Below are 24,638 nucleotides of genomic sequence, written 5' to 3' on the forward strand. Positions count from 1 at the left end.
CCCAGCGACAATCAAACCAACGACTGACCCTTGCCAGCGACAATTACCGTTGGCATCATCACCACGCCGCGACAATCAATTCTCATCCTGATTGACGCCAGCATCTCACCCAGTTTGTCGCGCTACAATCGACACGGTCTGGCCATATCCTATATCGCACTACCTTGTGCCCGAGGACGAAGAAGGCGCCATTGCAGCCGAATTTCTTCCCCGGCGGTGAGCACTAAGAAAACCGGAGATGTCTGGAGTTGGATGGAATGGCACCGTGACGTCTTCCTTCGCACTGTCTCCGTCGGTGTATCAAGATCATCGGCGTTGGGATGTGCGTCCCCCCCCCGCGGGCCACCGAGGAATGCCTGCGGATGGCTACGCTACTGATTCGACCTATCATGGCTCGCATGTTGCGATCCGTCATTGCGCCAGGTTTAATAACGTACGGCTCTGGAATGACCGTCTGAGCGATATGGGGGAGGCGCGTTTGGGAAAGTTGCACTGCCCTTACTTGACCAATTGCCGTTGGCGCGATCAAGGCCAATTTAATGTTCAGAATCTGCTGGCAGGGGTCCTTGGCAATCTTGAGTTGCTGGCACTGCGTGTTTCGCAAGGCCGAATGGATGCGATCGCCCGACATCTCGAAACCGCGCAGGATGCCGCGAAACGCGCAGCGGCGCTGACTCAGCGATTGCTTGCCTTCTCGCGCAGGCAGACGCTTGATCCAACGCCGGTCGACGTCAACCGTCTGATCGCTGGCCTTGAAGACCTGCTGCGCCGGACGGTGGGTCGATCGATCGACATCGAAGTGGTGGGGACAGCGGGGCTATGGACAACTTTGGTTGATCGCTACCAGCCGGAAAACGCACTCTTGAATCTGTGCATCAATGCACGCAACGCCATGCCGGACGGCGGGCGACTGACAATCGAGACGGCCAACAAATGGTTCGACGACCGCATCGGGCATGCGCGCAATATTCCACCGGGCCAGTATGTGGCGCTATGCGTAAGCGATACAGGGACAGGCATGGCACCTGATACTATTGCACGCGCTTTTGAACCCTTTTTCACGACCAAGCCCTTGGGCGAGGGCACCGGCCTTGGCCTTTCAATGATTTATGGGTTCGTGCGGCAATCGGGCGGCCAGGTGCGCATCTATTCTGAAGTCGATGCGGGCACGACGATCTGCCTCTATCTTCCTCGTCTCTCCGGGGTCGCCGCCGAGACGGAGCAGGCGACGGAACCTTCCTACATGAAGCCCGACGGCCATGGGGAAACGGTGCTTGTCATCGACGATGAGGCCTCTGTCCGGGCACTCATCGTCGATGTCCTTACCGAAGGCGGCTACCATGTGATTGAGGCGGCAGACGGTCCCAGCGGTCTTAAGGTGCTCCAGTCCGACCTGCAGATCGACCTCCTGATCACCGATGTGGGGTTGCCAGGCGGCATGAACGGTCGCCAGGTTGCGGACGCAGGCCGGGTGCATCGGCCCAAACTCAAGATATTGTTCATCACCGGTTACGCTGAAAATGCTGCAGTCGGCAACGAGCTGCTGGGCCAGGACATGTACGTGATCACCAAACCATTTGGGCTGGATGTCTTGACGAAAAAGGTGCGTGACCTGATCGACGAGGGCGCCGTGCCCGAAGGGAGCGGCTTGGCGTAGCGCGCATCGCCACAATCGCCTGCGTGCCTGATCTTAGCCTTCGCTGGCGCTCAGCCTTATCAAGGTCTGCGTAATATGGCCGCGCCACTGGGGATCGCGGGTGACCTCCAGCATTGCGCTGAGGCTCGTGCGTGCTTCCTCAATACGGCCCATAATCAGTTGCAGTCGCGCTAGATGCCACCAGCCCTGCCCGTGATCGGGAGCGACAATGGTCATTCGCTGGAACAGTGTGCAGGCGCGGTCGATATCCTTCTCCTGCTCGGCGCGGATTGCCTGGTTGCGCAGGAGGCGCACGAGGGTCATTCTATTGGACATGGGCTCCGCCTTGTTCTGCGCGGCCCATTCGCCCGGTCCCGTCGCCCGTTCAAACAAGGCCGTAAGCCGTGCGGGTGACACCGGCGCACCGCCATGAAAAGGGTCTATAAACGCCCGAGACGCCGCAGGGCCGATGGCCACCAGGACATGGCTTGGCGTATTGAGAGCATCGGCTTTCCAGCCAAGCCGTCGCGCAGCCGCGACGTAGAGGATCGCCAGACTGACCGGAAGACCGCGCTTGCGATCGAGCACACGGATCATGTCCGCATTGAGCGGCGCATCATAGCTCTCGCTGTCGCCTGCAAAGCCAAGCTTGCTCCCTATAACCGCACCCAGAACAGCGCCTTGCCCGGAGCCGGTGGCGGAAACCGCGTCACCTTGTGCCCGGCGCGCAATATCCAGGATCTGGGTTATGGATCGAAGCTGATCGAAATAAGGGGCAAGATCCACGCCTTCATGGTCCAGTGCACTGAGCGCAAGAGCAGCGCTGTCGAGTTCGATATCCCCGTCTTCGAGAAGCCCAAGATAGAGGATGGAGGCATTGGTGGTCACAGTCCGCACACTCAGGCTCCTGCCATGCCGCAAGTGCGACGAAACCGGGATGGGTGCCCTTCGTCATCGTCGAAGCCGATGCAGCGCGGGACGCTACGCGTGATAGAGGACGTCATTGCCCTTCGAGAGGGTTGGCGCGATTGAGACACATGGCGCGAAACGCTGACCCGAAAGCCCATGGCGACGTTCGTGCCCACCATTCCGAATATGCGGTAGAGCAGCGGCACGTTGGCAGGCTTGATCGAAACGGTGAAGCGCGACGCGTCACAGCTGGCCGTAGCGCCATCCTCAAAGGCTGCGATGCGGGGGGCCAGAGCGGTGCTGAACCGGTTGCACTCGTCAGAGCTGGTGACCAGTGCGCACGCCATGGGCCGTTGCAGGCCGGTTGGCCACAATAGGCTATACCAATTGGAAATGCGGCGCGAAATCGGTTTGCTGGTCTTGCGATAATTTGGCAAATCTGTCTCCGCTCCAGGAACGATATGGTGTAATCGGGCCCGAGATTCCAGATCAGAGGTTTACCCGCAGCGCCGCTGCATGATCTGCGCTTTTGCTATCTTTTGCGTGGGCAATGGCAGGAGCGCCGGCGCGGCGCTGAAGATTGCCGCTATTTTCCCGGCAATTGCGATCTTCCCAATCCGTCTTCTCTTCGGCGCGTTCAGAAGATCTGATTGGGTCGAGCTTGGACCATCAAGGGCTGTTAGGACGTCAGATGGGTGTCAGGGTCAGCGTCCGGCCATCGACGCGCCAGCTTGAGAGCTGCGAGAGAAAATTCATGCCTATAATGTCTATGGACCCGAGCGCGGGTGAAATTACGACCTTGAGGTTGCGCGCATCGATGGGACCAATAGCCAGCCGATCGACCGATCCGGTCTGTGCACGCACAGTGCCGTTTGCCGTCCGGAGCAGGACGGGCACGAGACCGACACCTGCCTCTACGCCGGCCAGACGCGCTGTATCCGGTGACAACGCCGTGATCGTCGCACCGCTGTCGATCAACATCTGCCGATCAACCCCGTTAATATCTACGCGCGCCCAGAAATGTCCGTCGGACCGCATCGCAATGCGGACAGCGTCGCCGACGATCCGCTGGTCGTCGAGGCCCAGTCGCTGGGTCAGGCGGACAAGCGTAGGATCATAAGGCGCCTGCCGTAGCAGCAGGAGGAGGCCGAAGGCGAGCACAGCTACCGAAAAGAGTGCGCGAAGAAGCCAACCGACGAAGGGGATGCGAAATAGCAGGAGCAGCACCAGTGCAACCCCCAAAGCGTAGCCACCAAGTTGCAGCCATTCAGGAGTGATGCTGATATCGCTAGGGACTCTTAGCCGCGGTGACAGACTCATTGGCGCGGCAGGGTCGGCCGTGGACGGGAGGGGGTGATCTGCCAAATGGTGTTCGACAGATCGTCGGCAACCAGCAGCGCGCCATGCAACGGGTCGAATGCGACTCCGACCGGACGCCCGCGCGCATGCCCATCCTTCAGAAAGCCAGTCAGGAAATCGACCGGCTTTCCCGAGGGCCGTCCATTGACGAACGGGATCCACACAACCTTGTATCCCGAGAGATCCTGACGGTTCCAGCTGCCATGCTCGCCCACAAAGGCGCCCTGCGCAAAACCGGGGCCGAGCCCGCCGCCGGTCGTGAAGCTAAGGCCCAGCGACGCAACATGCGAGCCTAATGCATAGTCGGGCGCGATGGCTTTGCGGACCATGGCCGGATCCTGGGGATGGACGCGCGGATCGGCATTGCCCCCCCAATAGCTATAGGGCCAACCATAAAATGCGCCCTGCCGCACCGACGTCAGATAGTCGGGCACCAGCTGCGGACCAAGCTCGTCACGTTCATTGGCGACCGTCCAGAGCTGTCCCGTCTGCGGATTGAAAGCAAGTGCGGTGGGATTGCGGATGCCCGTCGCATAGGTGCGTCGCGCCCCGGTAAGACGGTCGACTGCCCAGATTCGTGCGCGCTCTTCCTCAACGGCGAGGCCACGCTCGCCGATGTTGCTGTTCGAACCGATACCTACATAAAGGGTGCGACCATCGGGACTGGCCGCCATCGCTTTGGTCCAGTGGTGATTGATCTGCGAAGGAAGCGCGATCACCTCTTGTCCCGTGGTGGTCATCCGGGTCATGCCGTCTTGATAGGGAAAGCGCATAACTGCATCTTGATTGGCGACGTACAAATTGCCGTCGACAAGCGCGAGGCCATAAGGTGCGTTGAGACCCGTCACGAACGCGGTCTTCATTTCCGCCCGCCCATCTCCATCGGCGTCTCGCAGAAGCGTGACGCGGTTGCCGCCCTTTATCGAGGTCTTGCCCAAGCTCTTGATATAGCCAGCGATCACATCCTTGGGCCGCAGCAGCGGTGCCGATCCGCCTGAACCTTCGGCGACGAGAATATCGCCATTGGGAAGGACCAGCATTTGCCGGGGCACCTTGAGACCGGTCGCAAGCGCGGTGACCCGAAAGCCCGACGGGGCGGTTGGGACATCGCCATTCCACCCTTCTGGTGTCGCTATGTTCATCGGCGGCACCAGCGTCTCGCGCTGGCCGGGGAGATCTGGGCGCGCGCCTGTCTGGTCAAGGCCGGGGGCACTGCTGCCGCACGAGGACAGGGCCAGCAGCGCGACAGTCAGCGGGAGAGAAAAGCGTAAGGGTACAGCGCTCATGATCGTGCAATCTCTCTGATAGGCCCATGTGCGATCCACCCGGCAACGAGCGCGAGGCATGCACTGACGAGCGAGAGTGTGAATCCAGGCATACCGACCGAACTCCAGGCGTCACGGCTATGCTGGAAGGCGTTGGCAAGGCCCGCCAGCCACATGCCTGCCAGCACGACAGCGTATATACGTGCCCGGCGTCCGATAGGGGTATGGCGGCGCATTATGGCAAGGATCAGCGCCCACAGGAGAGTGAACCCGCCGAAGACCAGTGCGCCAACAAGGTGCCATGATGCGAAGTTCGACCACTGCATCTCGACGGTCTTCAGATAGGCGATGTCGCCGAGCAGTGCTGCGACGAATAGCGCTACTGGAAAGGCAAGGAGGAGGCCGTGCAGCGGATGCAGGAAGGGCCGGGGCACCGGGGGAGGGTTGGACACAGACGCTTCCTATAACGCGGGGGAACCGGTTTGAGGTCATAATGTCCCAAAGGGGCTTTGGTTGCCTTCACATCGGCACGCACAATAGCCAGTTCGACTCCTGATACCTGATTGACCAGTCCGTTTCGGCAGGGCGTAACGCGCCCGCAGGCCCGGTTTGACTCGCGATTGCTGGTGATTGACCTCAAGCACATCATCGGCGCGATCGATCCGGGCGCACGCGCGGCGTATGCCGTGCAGCAAGGGCAAGGTGGAAGGAGCAGGAAGCCGCTCGCGTAAGACCATGCCCCGTTCGCGCGATTGCACGGGCCTTTTCGCGTTCCACGCCCATATCAACGTGTACAGGGGGCGGTCGAGCTCGTGGCTCAGTCGAGCGCGTGGTTCAAATGTCGCGTGTCAGACAGGAGGGCAAGGTGATCGGAAGGAGAGGCCTGTCCCCCGCGCCTTCCCGCCATTGCCTTGGTGCTGAACAGGTCGGACTCGGGTGCGAATGCCCGATCATCGCGAAGCCTGTGCCGATCGGAAGGTCCGAAAAGATAGTTGGCTAGATCGAGCGCCATGCGCTCGGCCAAGCACGCCACGTTCATCACCGTTCCTGCAGGACGAGGCGTGCCTCACTGGCAATGACGCCGGTACCGGGCAGCCCCTTGCGCCCAAATCACAGTCCCGCTTTTCTCGATCGGCGCCTAACAGGATTTTAAAGCATTCGGACTACCGCTTTGGCACAAAGAGGGGTGAATCGTCATGCCGCTCCTCATACCCATTCTCCAGGGACCGGTCGTTGATCCATTCTAAGAGCAATCCTTTACGTGCGGTGTGGAACGCAAGCTATCGCCCGGCGCGGCTGGTCGGGCTGATCATATTGGCCAGCTGCGTCCTCAACATCCTGCTGCTGGGTGGATCGCTCTACATGATGCTGGTCTATGACAGCGTCCTTCCAAGTCGGTCCGTTTCGACCCTCATTGGTCTACTGGCGCTTATCTTGGTCGTTTACGCCTTTCAGGGCTTTTTCGATCAGATGCGCGCCGGCATGCTAGCCGACGTTGCTGGTGCGGTCGATCGCGTCCTCTCCCGCCAGGTCCAGATTGCCATTTCCGACATGACTCTGCGTGGCCAAAAACCCCCCGGCGACGGGCTGGGACCGATGCGTGACCTGGAACAGGTTCGTGGGTTCATCGCTACTGGCGTCGCGACCATGATCGACCTTCCCTGGATGTTCCTGTTTCTGGCCACTTTGTTCCTGCTGCATGTCTGGCTAGGCGCGGTGACGCTTGCTGGCGCGGCCCTATTACTTGGGCTGACTGCTTTCACCAACGCCACCACGCGCGTCGGCTCGCAACGCGTGGCGCAGGCAGCGGCACATCGCAATGACATGGCCAGCGCCAATCTGCGGCACGTCGATCTGTTCACAGCATTAGGCATGCGCGACCGGATGCAGGATCGATGGGAACAGGTGAACGACTATTATGGCGATGTTCAGGGCCGGTTGAGCCGCATCGTCACCAGCTTGGGCGGCCTTAGCAAGATTCTGCGTATCGCGCTTCAGTCGATCATTCTTACCGTTGGCGCGCTGCTGGTCGTCGACGGCAAGGCAACCGGGGGCATCATCTTTGCAGCCTCTATTTTGTCGGGGCGCGCACTCGCGCCGGTGGATCAGATCATTGCCAACTGGCGTAGTTTTGCGAGCGCGCGCGACGGCCTGAAACGCCTCGATCAGCTTTTGCAATATTGTGGACCTGGCCGGGCCGTCGTGACGCAGTTGCCCGCGCCGTGCCGGGATCTGCGCGTCGAGAGCCTGTTTGCCGGTCCGCCTGCCCAGCAGACGGTGGTGCTCAGCGGCATCGATTTTACCCTTCACGCGGGGGACGCCTGTGGCGTGATCGGACCCAGTGGCGCTGGCAAGACGTCGCTGGGACGCGTGGTGATGGGCCTATGGCCGCCGATGCAGGGCTGCGTTCGCCTGGACGGAGCAACGCTCGATCAATGGTCGGCGACGACGCGCGGGGCATTTTTCGGCTACCTGCCGCAGTCGGTCGAGCTGCTCGATGGCACGGTTGCTGACAATATCTGTCGCTTTGATGGCCTAGGCGACTCCCCTGGAATCCTTGCTGCGGCGCAGACCGCTGGCGTCCACGATCTGATCATGGGCCTTCCACAAGGCTATGACACGATGCTGGCGGAACAAAGCGGCCTGCTGTCGGCTGGCCAGCGCCAGCGGATCGGTCTGGCGCGCGCGCTTTATGGCGATCCGTTCCTGGTGGTGCTCGACGAGCCGAATTCAAATCTGGATGCCGAAGGCGAGAAATGCCTGCACAAGGCGATCCTGGCGGTGCGCCAGCGGGGTGGCATTGTTCTGGTCATTTCTCATCAGATGGGCGTGCTGATGCAGGTTACCCACGTCCTGTGTCTCAATGGAGGGCGGATGGAGGCCTTTGGCCCGGCAGCGGACGTCATGTCACGATTTCTGCCAAAGCCTTCGCCGGGCCAGGCCACGCCCCCCCCGGCACCGGCAGCACATGCGGAACGAAAGTAGCAGCATGAACAATCTTCCCCATTCGTCTGCGGGCCGGGCGTCCGCTCCGGAGTCCGACCGCCCTGCCAGACAGCGGCAAAGTGCAACGATACTGGCGCTGTTTGCCCTCCCTTTGTGCTTTGGCGTCGGCGGGTTCCTGATCCCGATCGGCGGTGCGGTGATCGCTACAGGGCAGGTCGGTCTACAATCGCGCGTAAAGCGGATCGCTCATCCCGTCGGGGGGATCATCAAGGAAATACTGGTCGAAAATGGTCAAAGGGTTCGTAAAGGTCAGATCCTGCTCAGGTTCGATGACATCGTGTCTGGTGCCGATGCGACCTACTCAAGCCTCGGTTTGGACCAAATGATGGCGCGGCGCGCACGTCTTGAAGCCGAGCAGACTGGAGCCCAGCGCATAAACTTTCCGACCCAACTTGGCCAGAGCGGCATATCGATCCGGCGCGCTTTGGCGGACGAGGAACAATTGTTCCGTATCAAGCGGAGTGAACAACGCGGTCTCGCCGCTCAGTTGCACGCCAGAATTCAGCAGTATCAACAGCAGATCAGCGGATATCAGGCGCAAATTCGTGCCGTTCAGGCGCAACGCAAGTTGATCGAGCCGGAACGGCAGGGCGTGAAAGAATTGTGGCGCCAGGATCTTGTCACCATCAGTCGCATGAACGAACTGGAACGCACCGCAGTCGATCTGCAAGGCAGTATCGGCGCCCTGCAGGCCAGTATCGCGCAGGCACAGGCGCGCATAACCGAAACGCGCGAACAAATCATCCAGCTGGACCAGACCAGTCGCGCCGAGGCCGGGACCGAATTGGCGAAGGTCAACGACATGCTGAACCAGCAACAGGTGCGAAGCATTTCCGCCATCGATGCCAGGCAGCGTAGCGTCGTGCGCGCGCCCTATGACGGTGTGATCGACAAATTGGCGTTCAACACCATCGGGGGCGTTGTACGTCCTGCTGAGGTCATGATGGAAATCGTGCCGGACAGCGATCAGATGCTCGTGGAAGGGGCTATCGACCCTGGCGATATCGATCAGGTGCGCGTTGGCCAGCGTGCCCGCATCCGATTTTCGTCGTTCAACAGCCCGGCAACACCCGAAATCAGGGGCCGCGTCACAGTCGTTGCAGCCGACCGGTCGAGCGACCCGGAAAACAGGGTCAGCTATTATCCGGTTCGGATTGCCATCGATGAGGGCGACATTGGTAAATATCCCGAACTTGCGCTCAAGCCCGGTATGCCCGCTGAAATTTTTATCGAGACAGGCCAGCGCTCGATGCTGTCCTACCTGACCAAGCCGTTGCGCGATCAGTTTGCACGCGCGTTCAAGGATAATTGACATGAGACGGTCCGGCACAGCGATCTTGAAAGGGGCGTTATTCTGCGCGGCGGCGCTGGGCGCCGAAGCAATCTCCGCACAAGCGCCGCTATCGCCAGTTGGACCCACATCTGCGGTCTACCAGCCCGATATCCCCCCAGAGCTACACGGTCTCCAAACGGGTGCCGACACGGTGGCGAAGCCAATAACCACATTGGAAGAAGCGATCGGTCTTGCCTATTGGACCAACCCGACTTTGCTGGCGCAGCGTTCGACCTTGCGCGCAGCCGACACCTATTATCCTGAAGCACGATCAGCCTACGGCCCTCAAATCACCCTGCAGGGCCGGCACGATTATGCGCGCGACCAGATAGAGACTGCGCCCGGCTTACGTCAACACCACCAAGGGTTCAGTAGCACGGCAGAACTGATATTCTCCCAGACCCTCCTGAGTTTTGGGCGCCGTGCAGCAGCGCAAGGCGCGGCACTCGCGCAGATTGCTCTGCAGCGCAATCAGTTGCGCCTTACCGAAGCGCAAACGATGCTCGACGTCATTACAGCCTATGTTCTGGTCATTCGCGAACGCGCCGTTCTCGACATCGCCAACGAAAATCTTGACCTGCTGGAAAAGCAATATGACAACACGCGCAAGCGTTTCTCGGTGCACGAGGTAACATCGACAGATGTGCAACAGGTTCAAACGCGTCTCGAGTTCGGCCGGGCCCAGCTTTTAAGTGCCAAAGGGCAATTGGGCGCAAGTAACGCACGGTTCCTGCAATATGTCGGCGCGTTGCCCGGCACGTTGGTCGCGCCGTCATTGCCCCAACTGCCCTCCGGCACGCTGGTCGACGCCTTCGCGCAGGTGGAGCTCAACAGCCCTCTGATACAAGCCGCCCAAGCGCGTGAGAAAATGTCCCGAGCAGGCATTGCCGCAGCGCGGGCTGAACAGGCACCGGTGCTTTCATTGGAAGGGACGGGGACTTACAGCGGGACAAATCCCTATCAGAACAGCCTTCGGACCAGCCAGTTGCGATCTGCCCTGGTGCTCAACGTACCCCTTGTGGACTCCGGAGCGCGCCGCGCCCGCATCGAACGCGCGCGGGAAGACAATGACGCCGACTGGCGTCTGGTGGATATGGCCATCCGCGAAGCCCGTCAGACCGCAGCAAGCGCCTGGGACGGGTATCAGGCTGCCCGACTCTCGCTCGCCCATTATGAGGCGGCCGTGACTGCAGCCGAACAGGCGTATCGCGGTGCCGTGATCCAGGAAAAAGCGGGCGCACGCACCACGCTGGATGTGCTCGACCTTGCCCGCGACCTCCTTAATGTCCGCAATAGTTTCGTCGCGGCGCAAGCAAGCGAGTATATTGCGCGCGCGACACTGGTGGCCGCCATGGGCGGGCTGGAAGGACCGATGCTGGTCCCGGCAATCGGCCATTACAACCCGGACGCTCACTTTCGGCAACAGGACGGTCGCGGCGATATACCGGTGCTCACCTATGTCTTTGTCGGCCTGGACGATATTGGAGTGGACAGTCTTTCTTCAGACCGTCCCATGCGCGATCCCGCTGGGGACGTCAGAGTCAGTGCGCAATTGCCCTAATATTGAACAGGTTTCGGTTAAATTTTTGTTGTGTATCAATAGCATAAGCAATGTCTATTCGATATTTTTTGTTAACACATGTCTCAATTCGGGATGATTTGGTTCACTTTACTCCAGAAAGACTATCATTTTTTAGCTATTTGCTCGCTTGAGTATTTGATTCGCTGTTCGACGATGGGTAATGGCGACGCATCTGGGTGAGTGGGGGCTACACATGAATATCGATGGCATTCTGGACGATTGGGCCTCTTCCGACCGTATCGATCGCGGTCTTGGGCAAGGCTATGAAATCTACGCCAAGTCGGATGGCAGCGATTTTGTGTTCGCGCTTAAGGCACCCATCGCCATCGGTGCCAACACCACCTTCTGGCTGAACAGCGATCGCAACACGACGACCGGACACCAGATTTTCGGGTTTGCCGGCGGCGCGGAATATAATGTCAATGTCGCAGCCGACGGCTCAATCTCGCTCTACAGCGGCAGCGCGGGACAGACGATCGTTCAAAGCGGTCTGACCGCCGCCTGGTCAGCGGACAAGACCGCGCTTGAGTTCCGCCTATCCAAAGCGGCAATCGGCAATCCCCAGGCAATCGACATACTGGCCGACGTGAACGATTCGGTGTTCCTGCCTGGCAGCTATTCGGACGGCGGCTTTACCGTTTTCAACGACACGGGCGTGGTGGCTGACCCGGCGCAGCGCATCGCAATAGTCTATTCTGAAACGACTGCAGCCAATTATTTCAGCGCAACGGCCTATTCCCAGCTGTTCATGGCCGCCCAGTCCCAGGCTATGCAGGCGGGCGTCCCCTTCGACATATTGACCGAAGCCGACCTCACCGATCTGGCGACGCTGGCCAAATATGACAGCATCGTTTTTCCCTCCTTCCGCAATGTTCAGGCCGATCAGGTGACGGCGATCTCTCAGACGCTGGAACAGGCGACCAAGCAGTTTGGCATCGGGCTCATTGCCGCGGGCGAATTTATGACCAATGACGCCAGCAACAATGCGCTGGCAGGCGATTCTTACGCGCGCATGAAATTATTGTTCGACGCCACACGCGTAACGGGGGGTACGGGCGACGTCACCCTCAAGGCCACCGACGCGCAAAACCTGGTGCTCGACGGCTACAGCAATGGCGAAACCATTTATCAATATAGTGGCGTGGGCTGGAACGGCTTCACGAGCGTCAGCGGGACGGGGACGACTATCGCTGCTGCCACGGTCGGCGGCCAGGACTATGCCGCTGCCATTGCGGCACAGACAGGCGGACGCAACGTCCTTTTCTCCAGCGCGGCAGTCATGGCAGACAATAATATGCTGCAGGACGCGATCGAATATTCGGTCAGCGGCGGCAACAGCAGCATTTCGGTCGGCCTTCAGGTCACGCGTATGGCTGGCATCACGGCCGCGCGCGTCGATATGGATCAGAGCCAGGAAAAGTTTGAGGTCAATCCTGAAAATGGTTCGGCGGGCATATACGACAAGCTGCTGCCGACGCTGGCAGACTGGAAAGCCCAGTATAATTTCGTCGGTAGCTATTATGTGAACATCGGGGCGGACGCCGCAAATGGCCAGACGACGGATTGGGCCGTATCGCTGCCCTATTACAAGGCGTTGCTCGACATGGGTAACGAACTGGGATCGCACAGCTACACGCATCCGGCCGACACCAACATCCTGACGGACGCCCAAATTGCCTATGAATTCGGAACGTCCCGGACCGAGCTGGAAAAGCAACTGAGCGCCTATCTGGGCAAAACCGTCGTGATCGAGGGAGCAGCCGTACCTGGTGCGCCGGAGCAAATCGCAACATCGCAAGAGATTCTCAATTATTACAGCTACATATCGGGCGGCTATTCGGGCATAGGTGCAGGCTATCCCAGTGCATTTGGGTACATGACGCCGACCGACGCTGCCGCCGACAAAGTCTATATCGCCCCCAACACGGCTTTCGATTTCACGTTGATGGAATTCCAGAAAAAGACCGTTGCGGAAGCCGAAGCTGTTTGGGCAAAGGAATTCTCCCAGATCGCTGCCCATGGCGAAACCCCGATCGTGGTGTGGCCATGGCACGATTATGGCCCGGCGATGTGGAGCACCGACAGCGCCAGCCCCTACACGACGCAGATGTTTACCAATTATATCGCGATGGCGGCCAAGGCCGGGATGGAGTTTGTGACGCTGGGCGACCTGGCCGATCGCATCAGTGCGTTCGAAAAGGCGACGATTACCTCAACCGTGACCGGCAACGTCATCAACGCGACGGTTACGGCGCCCCAAAGCGTTGGCACCTTCGCGCTCGATCTCGACAATCTGGCCGCAGGCCAGAGGATCAAGAGCGTAGCGGGCTGGTACGCCTATGACGACGACAGCGTGTTCCTGCCCACCGGTGGCGGCACCTACGCCATCACGGTCGGCGGGGCCGCTGACGACGTCACCCACATCACGTCGCTGCCCATGCGTGCGAACCTGCTGGCGGTGAGCGGTGATGGGCGCACGCTCAGCTTTTCCGTCGAAGGCGAAGGCAAGGTGGTGGTTGACGTTCAGGCGCCCGGCAACAACTGGGTGAACGTCTCTGGCGGCACCATTGTCAGCCAGCAGGGCGAGCTGGTGACGATCGACATTGGCGGGATCGGCAGGAAGGATGTCGTCGTGGGCTACACGGCCAATCTTGCGCCCGTCATCACCTCCGGCAGTGGCGCGGCGACAGCAAATTATACAATGGCGGAAAGCGGAACGGCGGTCGCTACAGTGGTCGCAACCGATGCCAATAGCGCCCAAGGCGACAAGATCGGCTATACTCTGGGCGCCGGGGGTGACGGTGCCTTGTTCAACATCAACGCCACGACCGGCGCGCTCAGCTTCAAGACGGGCCCCGACTTTGAAGCGCCGACCGACGCGAACAAGGACAATGTCTATGTGGTGAGCGTCGTTGCCACCGATGCGCGCGGGCTTGCCGACACGCAGACACTCTCCGTCAAGGTCACCGATGTCGTGGGGATTTCAAAGACCGGGTCCCTCGTGGGCGACACCATCAACGGCACCAGCGAACAGGATGTGCTGGACGGCAGCTGGGGCAATGACAAGCTGTACGGACTGGGCGGCAACGATACACTCATCGGTGGCTGGGGCGACGACACGCTGAATGGCGGCGATGGCAACGACCTTTTGACCGGTGGCAGCGGCCGCGATGTCATGACCGGCGGCGCTGGCGCCGACATGTTCCGGTTCGAATTGGCGGGCGACAGCAGGACGACAGCGACAAGCCGCGACGTCATTAGCGACTTCCTTGCAGGAACGGACAAAATCGATCTGTCGGCCATTGATGCGAAGAACGCGCTTTTCAATTGGGGGGACCAGGCATTCACCTTTCTGCCAAAGGCCGGGACTGCCATTACTGCCGAAGGCCAATTGCACTATCGCTACGAAGTGGTGGGGGGCGTCGAATATACGGTGGTCGAAGGGGCCAACTCGGGCCGCACCGTTGATTTCGCGATCGCATTGACTGGCCACCATGTCCTGACCGCCAGCGACTTCATTCTATAACCCCATGGCCGGTATCGGGTTTCAGCTGGCCAAAATGGCCCGTGACGGCGGATTCGCGGGCATGCTGGGCGCGGCGGCCTACGGTGCAATGGTCAGTGCAGGACCCTGGCTTGTCACCGTCGTGGCGACCCTCGCGCTTGCACAATGGATGCCGGGGAAAGTCGCCCCAGCCGACATTGCCGCTGTTCAGACCATCCTTATCTACGGATTTAGCCTGTCAGCACTGGCCGCAGCGCCCGTCGGCCTGCTGACCGTGAAGCTGGTCGCCGATCGGCTCTACTTGGGACATGAGGACCGTATACCCGGCCTCGTAATGGGCGCGCTCTTCATCGGCGGCGTGCTCGCATTCGCCATCGGCGCGATCCTGTTCGGCATGATGACCGGCTTGCCCTTTCTTCAGGCCCTCCTCGCAACCTTGTTGCTCACATGGCTCACGCAGATATGGGTGATCTCGCCGCTGTTGACCGCGATCCACCACTATCGACTTGTGACCGTCAGCTATGGTCTTGGTGTCGGCACTGCGGCGCTGATTGTGGGACACGACAGTATGTCGATCCTGTTGGCCCTGGTGAGTGGCGCTGCCGTGACTCTTCTTTGCCTCCTGCTGGCGCTGCGCTACCATTTCGCGGCCGCACCCTGCCTGGATCGCACCGACCTCCCCGATGCCAAGCGTGCCGTCATCCTCATAGTAACCGGATGCGCCGCTGCGCTGGCGATGTGGATTGACAAGATGTTGTTGTGGAACGGGCCCGGCAGCGTAGCGACATTAGGTATGCTGCGGCTGAACCCGGTCAACGATTATGGTAGTTTTTTAGGCATATTGACGATCATTCCAGGCCTCGCTCTCATTCTGATCGCCAGCGAAACGCGCTTTGACCGCGCCTTTGGCGACCTGATTGCACGATGCACAGGAACATCGACACTGGAACGGATCGAGGAAGCCCGTGTCGAGACGCTCCGCGTGATCCTGGGGGGCTTCCGACTGCTGCTGATGGTCCAGTCGATCTTTGCCGCCGTGGCATGGGTGTTTGCCGTGCCCCTGTTCGATGCGCTGGGTGGCGATACGGCTGGGATCTTCGCATTTCGTCACACGGCGCTGGGCGTCGTTTTCCATCTGGTCGCTATCCAGATGACAGTCATCCTGTCCTATTATGACCTGTTTGGCCGCGTCCTGATTGTCTGGACGAGCTTCGTCATCGTCAGCGCCCTTACGGTATTGGTTCAATGGCATCTGGGTGTCGCTGCGTTCGGGATGGGCTATATGACGGGGGCCCTGATTGCCGCCGCAATAGGAATGGCCCTCGTTCTGCAAAGTACCTCGCAACTGACCTACCTGTTGTTCGTGGGCAATAACCCCGCGATCATTGGCGTGCGCGGGCGGTGGTTCTGACCATGGCGTCTGGACGCTTCTTCTGGAGCCGTCGTGCGCTGCTCGCATCGGCGACCGCTGCATGGGCCATCGGGGGACAGCGTGTCTCGGCCCGGGTCGAGTCTCGGCCCTGGCGCTGGGGGATCGATTATGGCTCCGACACAAACCCGGAACTTGCCCGAAGGTACGACCTGCTGGTGCTGGAGCCTGACCATGCTCGCCCGATTGCCCCATTGCGCGGTGCACACAGCATTTTGCTCGGCTATCTCAGCCTGGGGGAGGTCGAGAAGAGCCGTGGCTATTTCCCAACGCTTCTCGCCAAGGGCGCCCTGAGGCAGGCCAATCCAAACTGGCCCGACGCGCGCATGGCCGACTTGCGTCATCCTGCCTGGCGCGACGTCCTGCTGAACACCGCCATTCCTGCAATTTTGGAGCGCGGTTATGATGGCATCTTTATCGATACGACCGATAACGCCGAAGCTATGGAAAGAGCAGACCCTATCGGTAACAAGGATATGGTCGATGCGGCAGCGGAACTGATCCTGGCGATTCGTAATCGTTTTCCCGCTATTCCGATCATGCTCAACCGCGGCTATGCCGTCCTGCCGCGCGTGGCCGGCGCCGTCACCTATGTGCTGGCCGAAGCGATGGCGTCGCGCTGGAATTTTACGCGTCAGGCCTATGAGCGTCTGAGCGATGACGACTGGGCCTGGCAGGCCGTCCGCGTGCGCAACGCGCAGTCGGCCAATCCTGCGCTGCACGTCATGACGCTGGACTATTGGGATCCCAAAGATGTGGCCACGGTGGCTGGCTTCTACGCCCGCGAACGGGCAGCCGGCTTCCTGCCTTATGTGTCTACTGTGGCGCTCGATCGGCTGCTTGGCGAACCTGGCCAATGAACGGCGCGCATCTCCTTGCAAAGAGCTACTGGGCCGCCCCGCTTGCTGCAGGCATGGCGGTCCTGGCCCTGAGCCAATTCGTGATGCCGCGTCGCGCTGAAATCCGTGAAGCGATCCGCCATCATGCCGCGCAGCCTCGGCTGGTCAATATTGCGGTACCCACGCAATCCATGCAGCCGCCCAGCCCTCCGGCGCTGGACAGTGTCCTGGCCACCGGCGATGCGCAGGCTATTGCGCACGCTGTTCAACGCCTGGCGGCCAGCAACGTCACCGTGACGACGGCTCAGCTTGTCCATGATCTGGAACGAGCCGGTCGCTATCGTGTTGCGCTGGCGTTTATGGATTCGCAGGCTGATGGTCACGCCCCGGCTCTGTGGCGTGTCCGTTTTGAACTGGCTCGCAAACTGGGCGATCGGGTTCTGGCCAGAACGCTGCTGGACAAGGCTGCGCTGCGCAATGCCAAAGTGCCAGCGCGCGACGTCACTGAGGCTGCCTACGCGCTCGACGCACCGGAAGTGCTACTGACCGCCGCAACAAACAGGGCTATTCCCGCCCTGGATGCAATGCGGGCCCTGGACCTGGCGCGTCGGTTCGAAGCCATCGGTCGCATCGATCGGATCGCGCAACTGGATGCCGTCACCAAAGCCCCGTGGCGACAAGCCGACCCTTGGCTCGCTATACGCCTGGCGCGACGGATGGGGCAACCAGGGCTGGTGCAGCGCTACGCGATGCTGCTTCCGCCCGCAGAACGGGACGCGGCGCTTGAAGCATCGATGACAGGGCAGGGGGACAAAGCCGCCCTTCGCACGTTGCTCATCGAACGCGCATCGCGTCCCGGTGCAAAGCTGCCTGTAATTGCAGAACAGTTGCTGGCAGCCGGATTGCGCGAGGAAGCGATTGACCTGTTGCAGCGCGCTACAGCCGCCCTTCCGCCGCAAGATGCCCTGACTCAACGCTTGCTCTACCTCATCGGTCCCCGCCCCGCCCCGCGCGATATACGCTGGTTGCAGGCACGAACGATCCAGGGGCCGCCGTCGGCCCGCGCGGAATGGATTGCGATCTACGCGCAGCGCGACCGCCCGGCCAGTGCGATCGACTTCATCGGTCGGCATAGCCTTGCCGACCGGCCGGACGTAAAGCTGATCCGGCTGGCTCTTTGCCAAAGTAGCGGTGATGATGGCCGCGCCAGCCGATTATTTGCCAATCTCCTGGATGACCCAGATTTAACCCCGGCGCAAATCAACACACTGTCCATGTCCGCTCCGCCGGGATTGTCGCCTCCTTTGGCGCACAAACTGGCCGACCGGCGGCTACGCGCTGGCCTCGTCAGCGGACAGGATGCTATGGATCTGGCCTGGGCAGCTTGGAATCGCGGCGATGTGACCATGGCGTCGTCCATGCTGACACTGTACATGCGCGACAGACCGAATGAACCCAGGTCCCTGCGCTTGATGGCGGACGTCCAGCGCGCCTTGAAGGGCGATTCAGCAGCACGGCCATGGCGGGAAAGGGCTTTGGAACACACGCGTCCCGGCACGCGCGAACAGGCGGAAATTCTTCAAAGCCTCAGCCGCATTCCCGAAGCACTCGACGTGGTGGATCGACTGCTGGCAATCACACCGCGCGATGCTGCGCTCACGGCCTTCAAAGGGGAACTCCTGCTCGCTAATGGACAGCCGGGCCGCGCCCGAAAACTGCTGCACCCTTGATTGCATCCCTCCTCCTCCTCGCAACCGCGCCCCATCTGCTGAACCTGGATTTGACTGGGTTTGGCGACGATGCGCTGGTGTATGTGTCGCCAAAGGATGTCGCTTCCTCATCCACGCTCATATGGCAAGATGGCGCCAGGCTGCGGCTGGAACAGCATGTCGATGAACTTGTCGTCCATTTCGACCGCATGATTGACGAAGCCTCGATAGCTGATTTCGAAGCCGAAGCGGGATCCTATGTGCAGACGCTTCGGTGGAACGACGACAGTCTACTGCTACGCCCCAACCCTGGCATCCAGATCCAGCCTGACATCACCGGCAACCGCCTTGTTGTATCATTCCTTGTCGCAGACCATGACGCGCATTCTGAACCGGCTACCCCGGCCAATGCCGAGCGCGACCTGGCGATCGTATCGATCCGGGCGGACATAGCGTCCGGGTTCATGGGCAGCGCCAGACGCAAGGCTGAACAGCTTGCCATCGCGCGTCCGGACGATCGGTACGTGCGGCGCCTGCTCGCCGATGCGCAGGCTGCAGATGGGGACCATCGATCTGCCGCCAAAAGCTACATGCAAGCAGGCGCTCGGGACAGGGCTGCGATGCGTACTGTGGCGCTTGCCCCTGGCCAGGCCAGCCTTTGGGGGACGATCCGCGGTGGGTCCGGATTTGCTCAGGGTGAAACAGGCGCCCGTGCCACCGTGTCGACCGGTGATCGCACGATGCTCGGCGTTTCGCTCCGTTACCTCGTTACGCGCGCCGACGATGCCATGCTGAAGCGCCGCATCGTGTCCGATATCGAAACCGATGCCACTTTGGCCGATATCACGGTCACGATGCGGCCGGCCCCCAGACTTGCCATCGACCTGACCGGCAGCGCCTGGTTGGATACCGGTGTCGTGGGCGGCGGTGCGCGCCTTGTGTACGGGTCAAGTGACACGCAGATGCGCGTTGGCTACGGACGTGGGATCCCCGACCTTTCCTTTGCCGAACAGGCTCTGGACAATGGGACGGTGTCGCAACTGTCCATAGGCGGTTCGGCCCAGATTCTGCCTGAATTGCGCAGTCGGGTTGACCTTGGCTGGCGGCATTACGGGCTGAGATTAGTCGATGATGCAGCAGAATCACTTACCGTCGCCGGGCAGATTGACTATATTGTCTCACGTCGACCCATCGTTCTGTCCCTGGGCTACCGGATCGATGCCGAATATGTGCAAAGCGTTGCTCTTGTGCCCTCGGGCCGGGCCTACTTACCGCTCGGCAATCGCGAAAACCATACTGTCCAGGCGTTCGCGAGTGGCGCTGCCGGGCCTGTGCTGTTGACGGGTGGCGCGGGCTGGACGATCGATCGCTATGGTGGCTCCGGTCCCAATGTCAGCCTCGCTGCCGGGGTGCCGCTCGGCTTGCAATGGCAGTTGGATGCCGGTGTGGGAATGACATCGATCTCGCGACCGGGCTATCCGGCGCGACAGACGTTCGGTCGTATCGAATTGCGACGTGGACTGGGGTCTGGACGATGAAACGCAAGGTGCCGCCGGCGGCTGCTCGTACAGTACGCATTCTGGCTGAGTTGATGGCAATGGTCGGGCTGCTGCTGGCGGTCGATCAGCTTTGGGGCGGGCAGAACGGTTTTACGCACTGGCAGCCTAATCCTTACTGGGTGCCAGTGCTGGTTATGGCGATCGTTTACGGTAGCTGGCCGGGCTTTACGGCAGCTGTTCTGGCAACGCTGGTCTGGCTGGCGACCAACGACGTCAGCCGCACCGACACGGACTACTTCACGAAGGTGTTCGACGTGTCGCTGCTTCCCATGCTCTGGTATACGTCTGCTGTCATCATCGGCGAAGTGACCGATGTGCGCCTCCGTCGTATCCGACGATTGGAACTGGTCCGGGATATAGGGAGCCGCAATCGCGACCGGATCGCCGATGCATTCCAGGGGCTGGCGCAAAATAATCGTGTCCTGCAACTTGGCATAGCGACCGAACAACGGACCGTCAGCCAAGCCCTTGCCCTTGCCGCCCGTTTGGCGCATGCGACAGGGTGGGAACGCCAATCGATCCTGCGGTCGATGGTCACAATGGCATGCCATAGTGACAATTTCACCTGCTATCGCCTGCAGGCGGGGCGCGCATGGCCTGTCATGTTCGGCGACGGCTGTAACGGCGATAGGGTACCGCTACTGCCCGCTCTGGTGAATGTTCTGCAGGAACGGCGGGCGATTATCCATGCGGCCAATGCCCTTGATCGGCCCTTGCTTGCTGATGTCGGACTTGTTGCGGTCCCTATACTCGCGCCCGACGAAGCAAGGCTGGAGGGCATTCTGGTGCTTCACCACATGCCCTTCGAATGCCTTGGACCCCATCTCGAGGCGGAATTGATTGCTCTGGCTGTCTGGCTGCGCGACTTCGTGGCGGACCAGAGCATGCTGGCCGATTTTGCCGTGTTGCTCGAGAAATCCTCCTGATGCTGCGCATCGGGCTACTTGGCGTTGCCGATATCATGATAATGTGCGCCTCGGTTCTGGGTCGAATACCCCCGGGGGGCGTCCTTCTTGGCCATCTGGGCCTGTCGGTTTATGTGCTCTGGCTTTGGTGGCGGTCAGGCCGCGCAAGGCAGATGGCTCCTGTTCTGGCAATGGCGCTGGGACCGGCGATGATCGCTCTTGCCATGGTTGTCCCCACCATCGGTGTCCGATCCCGACAGCGTCCTGCCCCTGGCGACCCCTGCGTAGATCCTAAACAGCAGGCGCACAAGAGTGCACGCGCAATGGTTGCGCGTTTCCTCGACGGCCGCGTCCGGCATCCGCACGCCAACGATCTTGGGTCGTTGATCACCATTTTGCGCCATGGTCCAGTTGACCATCGCCGGGCTGCCTTGGAAACCGCCGTGCGAAGCTATGATCCCCGGTTATCGTCGGTGATCGCCAAGACGCTGACCGACGAGGACCAGACGATTCGCGCCTTGGCCGCAGCAGCCACAAACCGCCTGTCCCAACGGCTTGCCGAAGAACGTCTGGCATTTGCAAAAGCGGTGGCCATCAAGGACGCCGCCACCATTGCCCGACTTGAACCCTCGCTGCTGGACTATAGCCGGTTCGATATCCTGTTATCCGACACCCAGCGCCACCAGATCGCCACCGATGTGGCCAATGCGGACGAGACCAACGGCGGCGCGTTGCATCAGGCACTTGAAGCCCATTGGGCGGCAAAGGACTGGGCAGCGATCGACGCGCTGTCAGGCCTGGCGGCTGACCATAATCGATGGCCATGTGCGCGCACGCGATCGGCTGCACGGTGGTGGGCAGGGCACGGTGCGTGGCAGGATGGCGAGGGCAGAACCGGTCCGGGACCGTGCCACTCATGATCGATCCCGTGGCCGAAGCAGACATCTGTCTGATCGTCGAAGGCGCCTATCCTTATGTCGTGGGCGGCGTATCCGGCTGGCTGCAGGATTTGATGACCAACCTGCCTGACATCCGCTTTCACATCGTGGCGATCAAACCGTCCGATGAGGCTTTGGCCTGGAAAATCAACCCGCCGTCCAATGTTCTGGGCGTTACCGAAGTTGCGCTGTCCACCCAAAGGCGTATGCCGCGCCGCCTGCCTAAAGCGCATGTGAAAACGATCATGCAATTGGCATCCACCTTTGTCCATCAGGGGGGCAGTGAAACCTTGCGGTCGTTGCTCCTGGCATTGCGCCAGATCAAGCCGACCCCTCAGGTGCATGACCTGCTCTCCCATCCTTCGACCTTTGCCCTGCTGCGGCGTGAATATGCGGCAGATTTTGACCGATCCTCCTTCCACCATTTTTTCTGGGCGACGCATGTGCTCCTTGGCGGGCTGCTCGCCATGTGTCTGGCACCGCTGCCACGCGCTCGCGCCTATCACAGTATCTCGACTGGCTTTGCCGGCCTGTTTGCTGCCCGCGCTGCAATAGAGACCGGACGGCCGCTTTGCCTGACCGAGCATGGGATATATCAGCTGGAACGCCAGATAGAGGTATTGATGGCAGACTGGATCGGGGACCAGGTAGATCATGGTTTGGCCCTGGAGCCGACCAATAAGGATCTGCGTGATCTGTGGAGGCAAGCCTTTGGCCATTACTCTGCCGCCTGCTACGCCACTAGTGATCTGATCGTAGCGCTCTATGCCGCCAATAGCGATGTGCAGAAACTGCTTGGGGCGCCGCCGGAACGTCTGCGTATCATTCCCAACGGGATTGATTTGGCCCGTTTTGACCATGTCGAGGATGCGCGCGATCCCGCTGCGCCATTGGTTGCCCTCATCGGTCGTGTCGTTCCGATCAAGGATATCAAGACCTTCATTCGCGCTTCGGCAATGGTGCACCACACTGATCCCCAGGTGCGTTTCGTTGTCCTTGGCCCCCTGGACGAAGATGGCGACTATGCCACTGAATGTTTTGCCCTGGTGGAGCAGCTGGGCCTTTCCGACTGCTTTGAGTTCGCTGGCCGGGTCAATATCGAACAATGGATGGCGCGCATCGACTTGTTGGCTCTTACCAGCCTTTCCGAAGCGCAACCGCTGGTGATTCTGGAAGGAGGAGCCTGCCATATTCCGATCGTTGCCCCTGACGTTGGCAGCTGCAGGGAAATGATAGAGGGGCGCCCTGGTGACGAGGGCGCAGGAGGCATCATCACCCCGCTCGTCAATCCGCGCGCGACTGCGGACGCAATCTGCAAGATCGTCGGCGCGCCGGACCTGCGCCGCCAGATGGGCCTTACACTGCGGCGACGGGTGGAGCGCGACTATAGCCACAGCAAGATCATCGACACCTATCGCGAGCTCTATGGAACACTAGCCGCGTTTCCGTGCCGCGCGATTTGATCCGCGCAGAAACAGTCTTCCGGCGCGGGCCCCTGGGCTGGGACGATGCCGCAAGCGTCTTTGTCAGATACAGCAAGGCAGAGACGAAAGGGGTACGACCAACGCTTTGGTTGGACGTCGTTGGTCCTGGACGGGCCAAGAATTGGGCTAGATGAAACTTGAGAAAACGAGAATGTTTGGACATAAAGTCGGCCCGGGGATGGCCCGATGGGCTTGCGCAGCCCTAATGATGCTGTGACTACATAGTGTCAGTACCATTTCCATTTTGAATGGGCACAGGCAGGAATTCGACATAACCCAGGCGCCCAATAATCGAGAGATCAGTTTTGCTCTGACCGACGACCTCCGCGTCGTGGCATCGGACGATCCTGCGTCGCCCGTATTGCTGCGCTTTTTCTCGGGCTATGATCGCGCTTTCATCCTGCCGGACGAACGTGAGGAATTAAGCGGGTTCAAAGCCTGCCTTGCCCTTAATGGGACCTACCGCCATGCGTTCGGCCGGGTGCATGCCGAACTTGTCGCGATCGTCGAAGATGCAAGCGGCACAGTGCTTGGCGGCGCCAATTTCCTGGCGACCACGATCAACCGCGGCGCCATGCAGCCGCCCGCGTCAATCGCGCTCAATTATGTCTATGTTGAAGCGGCCGCGCGCGGCCGGGGACTGTTACGGATAATCCTTCAGGCAGTCCGTATGCTTGCGGCAAGGGCATTGCAATTGAACGGCACGGGAATGCAACCGGCGCTGTTCATCGAGCAGAATGATCCGCTTAGGTTAACAGCGGAGGAATATGCTGCAGACACGGCATATTCGGGCACCGATCAGATCGACCGGCTTGCTATCTGGGCACGCCTGGGTGCACGCGTCTTGGATTTCCCCTATATCCAGCCGCCTCTTTCAGCAGGCCAGCACGCCGATGACGGGCTGATCTATGCGGCAATCGACTATCCGGGCGAGGGGGTCGATCGTGGATTGTTGCATGACCATCTGGAGAGTTTTTTCCGTATCTCCGTTCTCAAAGGGGAAGTCGAACTCCCAGCGGGTATTGCGGGCGCGCAACTGGGGGCGCTGGCGCAGTGTTGTGCACCTGTAAAACTCTTGGCGATCGAGCCTGCGGTTCGATGGATTCGCGCGGGACAACCGACGGCCCGGTTCGATAGCTTCCGTGCGCTGGCTGCCGTAGCCGAAAAGGAAGGATAGCAA

19 protein-coding genes and 1 pseudogene are annotated in these 24,638 nt (G+C 60.5%); 14 read left to right on the forward strand and 6 right to left on the reverse strand.

Features of this window, described 5'->3' with window-relative positions; genetic code table 11:
- Positions 1-535: 535 nt before the first annotated feature.
- Positions 536-1,657: pseudogene (locus LQ220_RS17840) on the forward strand (ATP-binding protein); the annotation flags it as partial.
- 33 nt (positions 1,658-1,690) lie between these two features.
- On the opposite strand, the gene LQ220_RS17845 reads toward LQ220_RS17840, so the two are convergent.
- From LQ220_RS17845 to LQ220_RS17865, 5 genes are all read right to left on the reverse strand, one after another.
- Complete coding sequence (locus LQ220_RS17845) at positions 1,691-2,533, reverse strand: transglutaminase-like domain-containing protein (protein ID WP_230189493.1); 843 nt, start codon at positions 2,531-2,533, stop codon at positions 1,691-1,693.
- A 2-nt stretch (positions 2,534-2,535) separates the two neighbouring features.
- Positions 2,536-2,982, reverse strand: a complete 447-nt coding sequence (locus LQ220_RS17850) for a hypothetical protein (RefSeq protein WP_230189494.1) — start codon at positions 2,980-2,982, stop codon at positions 2,536-2,538.
- A 250-nt stretch (positions 2,983-3,232) separates the two neighbouring features.
- On the reverse strand, positions 3,233-3,865 hold the full coding sequence (locus LQ220_RS17855) for a TIGR02281 family clan AA aspartic protease (protein WP_230189495.1): 633 nt from the start codon (positions 3,863-3,865) through the stop codon (positions 3,233-3,235).
- The gene (locus tag LQ220_RS17860) at positions 3,862-5,190 is read right to left on the reverse strand and encodes a sorbosone dehydrogenase family protein (protein ID WP_230189496.1); all 1,329 of its coding nucleotides are present in this window, start codon (positions 5,188-5,190) and stop codon (positions 3,862-3,864) included. Before LQ220_RS17860 ends, LQ220_RS17855 begins: the two co-directional genes overlap by 4 nt.
- Positions 5,187-5,621, reverse strand: coding sequence for a DUF2231 domain-containing protein (locus LQ220_RS17865; protein ID WP_230189497.1), 435 nt, complete (start codon positions 5,619-5,621; stop codon positions 5,187-5,189). Before LQ220_RS17865 ends, LQ220_RS17860 begins: the two co-directional genes overlap by 4 nt.
- A 111-nt stretch (positions 5,622-5,732) precedes the next feature.
- Between LQ220_RS17865 and LQ220_RS17870 the strand changes: the two genes are divergently transcribed.
- The gene (locus LQ220_RS17870; RefSeq protein WP_230189498.1) at positions 5,733-5,900 is read left to right on the forward strand and encodes a hypothetical protein; all 168 of its coding nucleotides are present in this window, start codon (positions 5,733-5,735) and stop codon (positions 5,898-5,900) included.
- Between the two features lie 86 nt (positions 5,901-5,986).
- On the opposite strand, the gene LQ220_RS17875 is transcribed toward LQ220_RS17870, so the two are convergent.
- Positions 5,987-6,208: a hypothetical protein gene (locus LQ220_RS17875; protein WP_230189499.1), complete on the reverse strand. Its 222-nt coding sequence runs from the start codon at positions 6,206-6,208 to the stop codon at positions 5,987-5,989.
- Positions 6,209-6,402: 194 nt separating this feature from the next.
- Here LQ220_RS17875 and LQ220_RS17880 point away from each other — a divergent pair, with 194 nt between their 5' ends.
- The 12 genes from LQ220_RS17880 (at position 6,403) to LQ220_RS17945 (ending at position 24,635) form a co-directional block, all read left to right on the forward strand.
- The gene (locus LQ220_RS17880; RefSeq protein ID WP_230189500.1) at positions 6,403-8,154 is read left to right on the forward strand and encodes a type I secretion system permease/ATPase; all 1,752 of its coding nucleotides are present in this window, start codon (positions 6,403-6,405) and stop codon (positions 8,152-8,154) included.
- 4 nt (positions 8,155-8,158) lie between these two features.
- Positions 8,159-9,487, forward strand: a complete 1,329-nt coding sequence (locus tag LQ220_RS17885; protein ID WP_230189501.1) for an HlyD family type I secretion periplasmic adaptor subunit — start codon at positions 8,159-8,161, stop codon at positions 9,485-9,487.
- Between the two features lies 1 nt (position 9,488).
- Positions 9,489-11,069 (forward strand): TolC family protein, encoded by a 1,581-nt coding sequence (locus LQ220_RS17890; protein WP_230189502.1) that lies wholly within the window; start codon positions 9,489-9,491, stop codon positions 11,067-11,069.
- A gap of 214 nt (positions 11,070-11,283) precedes the next feature.
- The gene (locus LQ220_RS24945) at positions 11,284-14,616 is read left to right on the forward strand and encodes a M10 family metallopeptidase C-terminal domain-containing protein (protein ID WP_290369061.1); all 3,333 of its coding nucleotides are present in this window, start codon (positions 11,284-11,286) and stop codon (positions 14,614-14,616) included.
- A 4-nt stretch (positions 14,617-14,620) separates the two neighbouring features.
- Entirely contained in the window at positions 14,621-16,006 is a 1,386-nt protein-coding gene (gene pelG / locus LQ220_RS17910; RefSeq protein WP_290369062.1) for an exopolysaccharide Pel transporter PelG, read from the forward strand.
- A gap of 2 nt (positions 16,007-16,008) precedes the next feature.
- Positions 16,009-16,884 (forward strand): endo alpha-1,4 polygalactosaminidase, encoded by an 876-nt coding sequence (locus tag LQ220_RS17915; RefSeq protein ID WP_230189504.1) that lies wholly within the window; start codon positions 16,009-16,011, stop codon positions 16,882-16,884.
- Positions 16,881-18,593 carry a hypothetical protein gene (locus tag LQ220_RS17920; RefSeq protein WP_230189505.1) on the forward strand — a complete coding sequence of 571 codons (1,713 nt, stop codon included), beginning with the start codon at positions 16,881-16,883 and terminating at the stop codon, positions 18,591-18,593. Before LQ220_RS17915 ends, LQ220_RS17920 begins: the two co-directional genes overlap by 4 nt.
- A 50-nt stretch (positions 18,594-18,643) precedes the next feature.
- Entirely contained in the window at positions 18,644-20,110 is a 1,467-nt protein-coding gene (locus tag LQ220_RS17925) for a hypothetical protein (protein ID WP_230189506.1), read from the forward strand.
- Positions 20,107-21,057, forward strand: coding sequence for a hypothetical protein (locus tag LQ220_RS17930; protein WP_230189507.1), 951 nt, complete (start codon positions 20,107-20,109; stop codon positions 21,055-21,057). Before LQ220_RS17925 ends, LQ220_RS17930 begins: the two co-directional genes overlap by 4 nt.
- Before the next feature lie 152 nt (positions 21,058-21,209).
- Complete coding sequence (locus LQ220_RS17935; protein ID WP_230189508.1) at positions 21,210-21,956, forward strand: hypothetical protein; 747 nt, start codon at positions 21,210-21,212, stop codon at positions 21,954-21,956.
- On the forward strand, positions 21,953-23,437 hold the full coding sequence (gene pelF, locus LQ220_RS17940; RefSeq protein ID WP_230189509.1) for a GT4 family glycosyltransferase PelF: 1,485 nt from the start codon (positions 21,953-21,955) through the stop codon (positions 23,435-23,437). Before LQ220_RS17935 ends, pelF begins: the two co-directional genes overlap by 4 nt.
- Positions 23,438-23,702: 265 nt before the next feature.
- Positions 23,703-24,635 carry a hypothetical protein gene (locus LQ220_RS17945; RefSeq protein ID WP_230189510.1) on the forward strand — a complete coding sequence of 311 codons (933 nt, stop codon included), beginning with the start codon at positions 23,703-23,705 and terminating at the stop codon, positions 24,633-24,635.
- The last annotated feature ends 3 nt before the right edge of the window (positions 24,636-24,638 follow it).

The sequence above is a fragment of the Sphingobium sp. CECT 9361 genome (assembly GCF_918741285.1).
Taxonomy (GTDB): domain Bacteria; phylum Pseudomonadota; class Alphaproteobacteria; order Sphingomonadales; family Sphingomonadaceae; genus Sphingobium.

Coding starts and splice junctions, on each gene's coding strand:
- LQ220_RS17855 (WP_230189495.1), bottom strand. CDS start 3,865: ATGAGTCTGTCACCGCGGCTAAGAGTCCCTAGCGATATCAGCATCACT.
- LQ220_RS17860 (WP_230189496.1), bottom strand. CDS start 5,190: ATGAGCGCTGTACCCTTACGCTTTTCTCTCCCGCTGACTGTCGCGCTG.
- LQ220_RS17875 (WP_230189499.1), bottom strand. CDS start 6,208: ATGAACGTGGCGTGCTTGGCCGAGCGCATGGCGCTCGATCTAGCCAAC.
- LQ220_RS17885 (WP_230189501.1), top strand. CDS start 8,159: ATGAACAATCTTCCCCATTCGTCTGCGGGCCGGGCGTCCGCTCCGGAG.
- LQ220_RS17890 (WP_230189502.1), top strand. CDS start 9,489: ATGAGACGGTCCGGCACAGCGATCTTGAAAGGGGCGTTATTCTGCGCG.
- LQ220_RS24945 (WP_290369061.1), top strand. CDS start 11,284: ATGAATATCGATGGCATTCTGGACGATTGGGCCTCTTCCGACCGTATC.
- pelG (WP_290369062.1), top strand. CDS start 14,621: ATGGCCGGTATCGGGTTTCAGCTGGCCAAAATGGCCCGTGACGGCGGA.
- LQ220_RS17915 (WP_230189504.1), top strand. CDS start 16,009: ATGGCGTCTGGACGCTTCTTCTGGAGCCGTCGTGCGCTGCTCGCATCG.
- LQ220_RS17920 (WP_230189505.1), top strand. CDS start 16,881: ATGAACGGCGCGCATCTCCTTGCAAAGAGCTACTGGGCCGCCCCGCTT.
- LQ220_RS17930 (WP_230189507.1), top strand. CDS start 20,107: ATGAAACGCAAGGTGCCGCCGGCGGCTGCTCGTACAGTACGCATTCTG.
- LQ220_RS17935 (WP_230189508.1), top strand. CDS start 21,210: ATGGCTCCTGTTCTGGCAATGGCGCTGGGACCGGCGATGATCGCTCTT.
- pelF (WP_230189509.1), top strand. CDS start 21,953: ATGATCGATCCCGTGGCCGAAGCAGACATCTGTCTGATCGTCGAAGGC.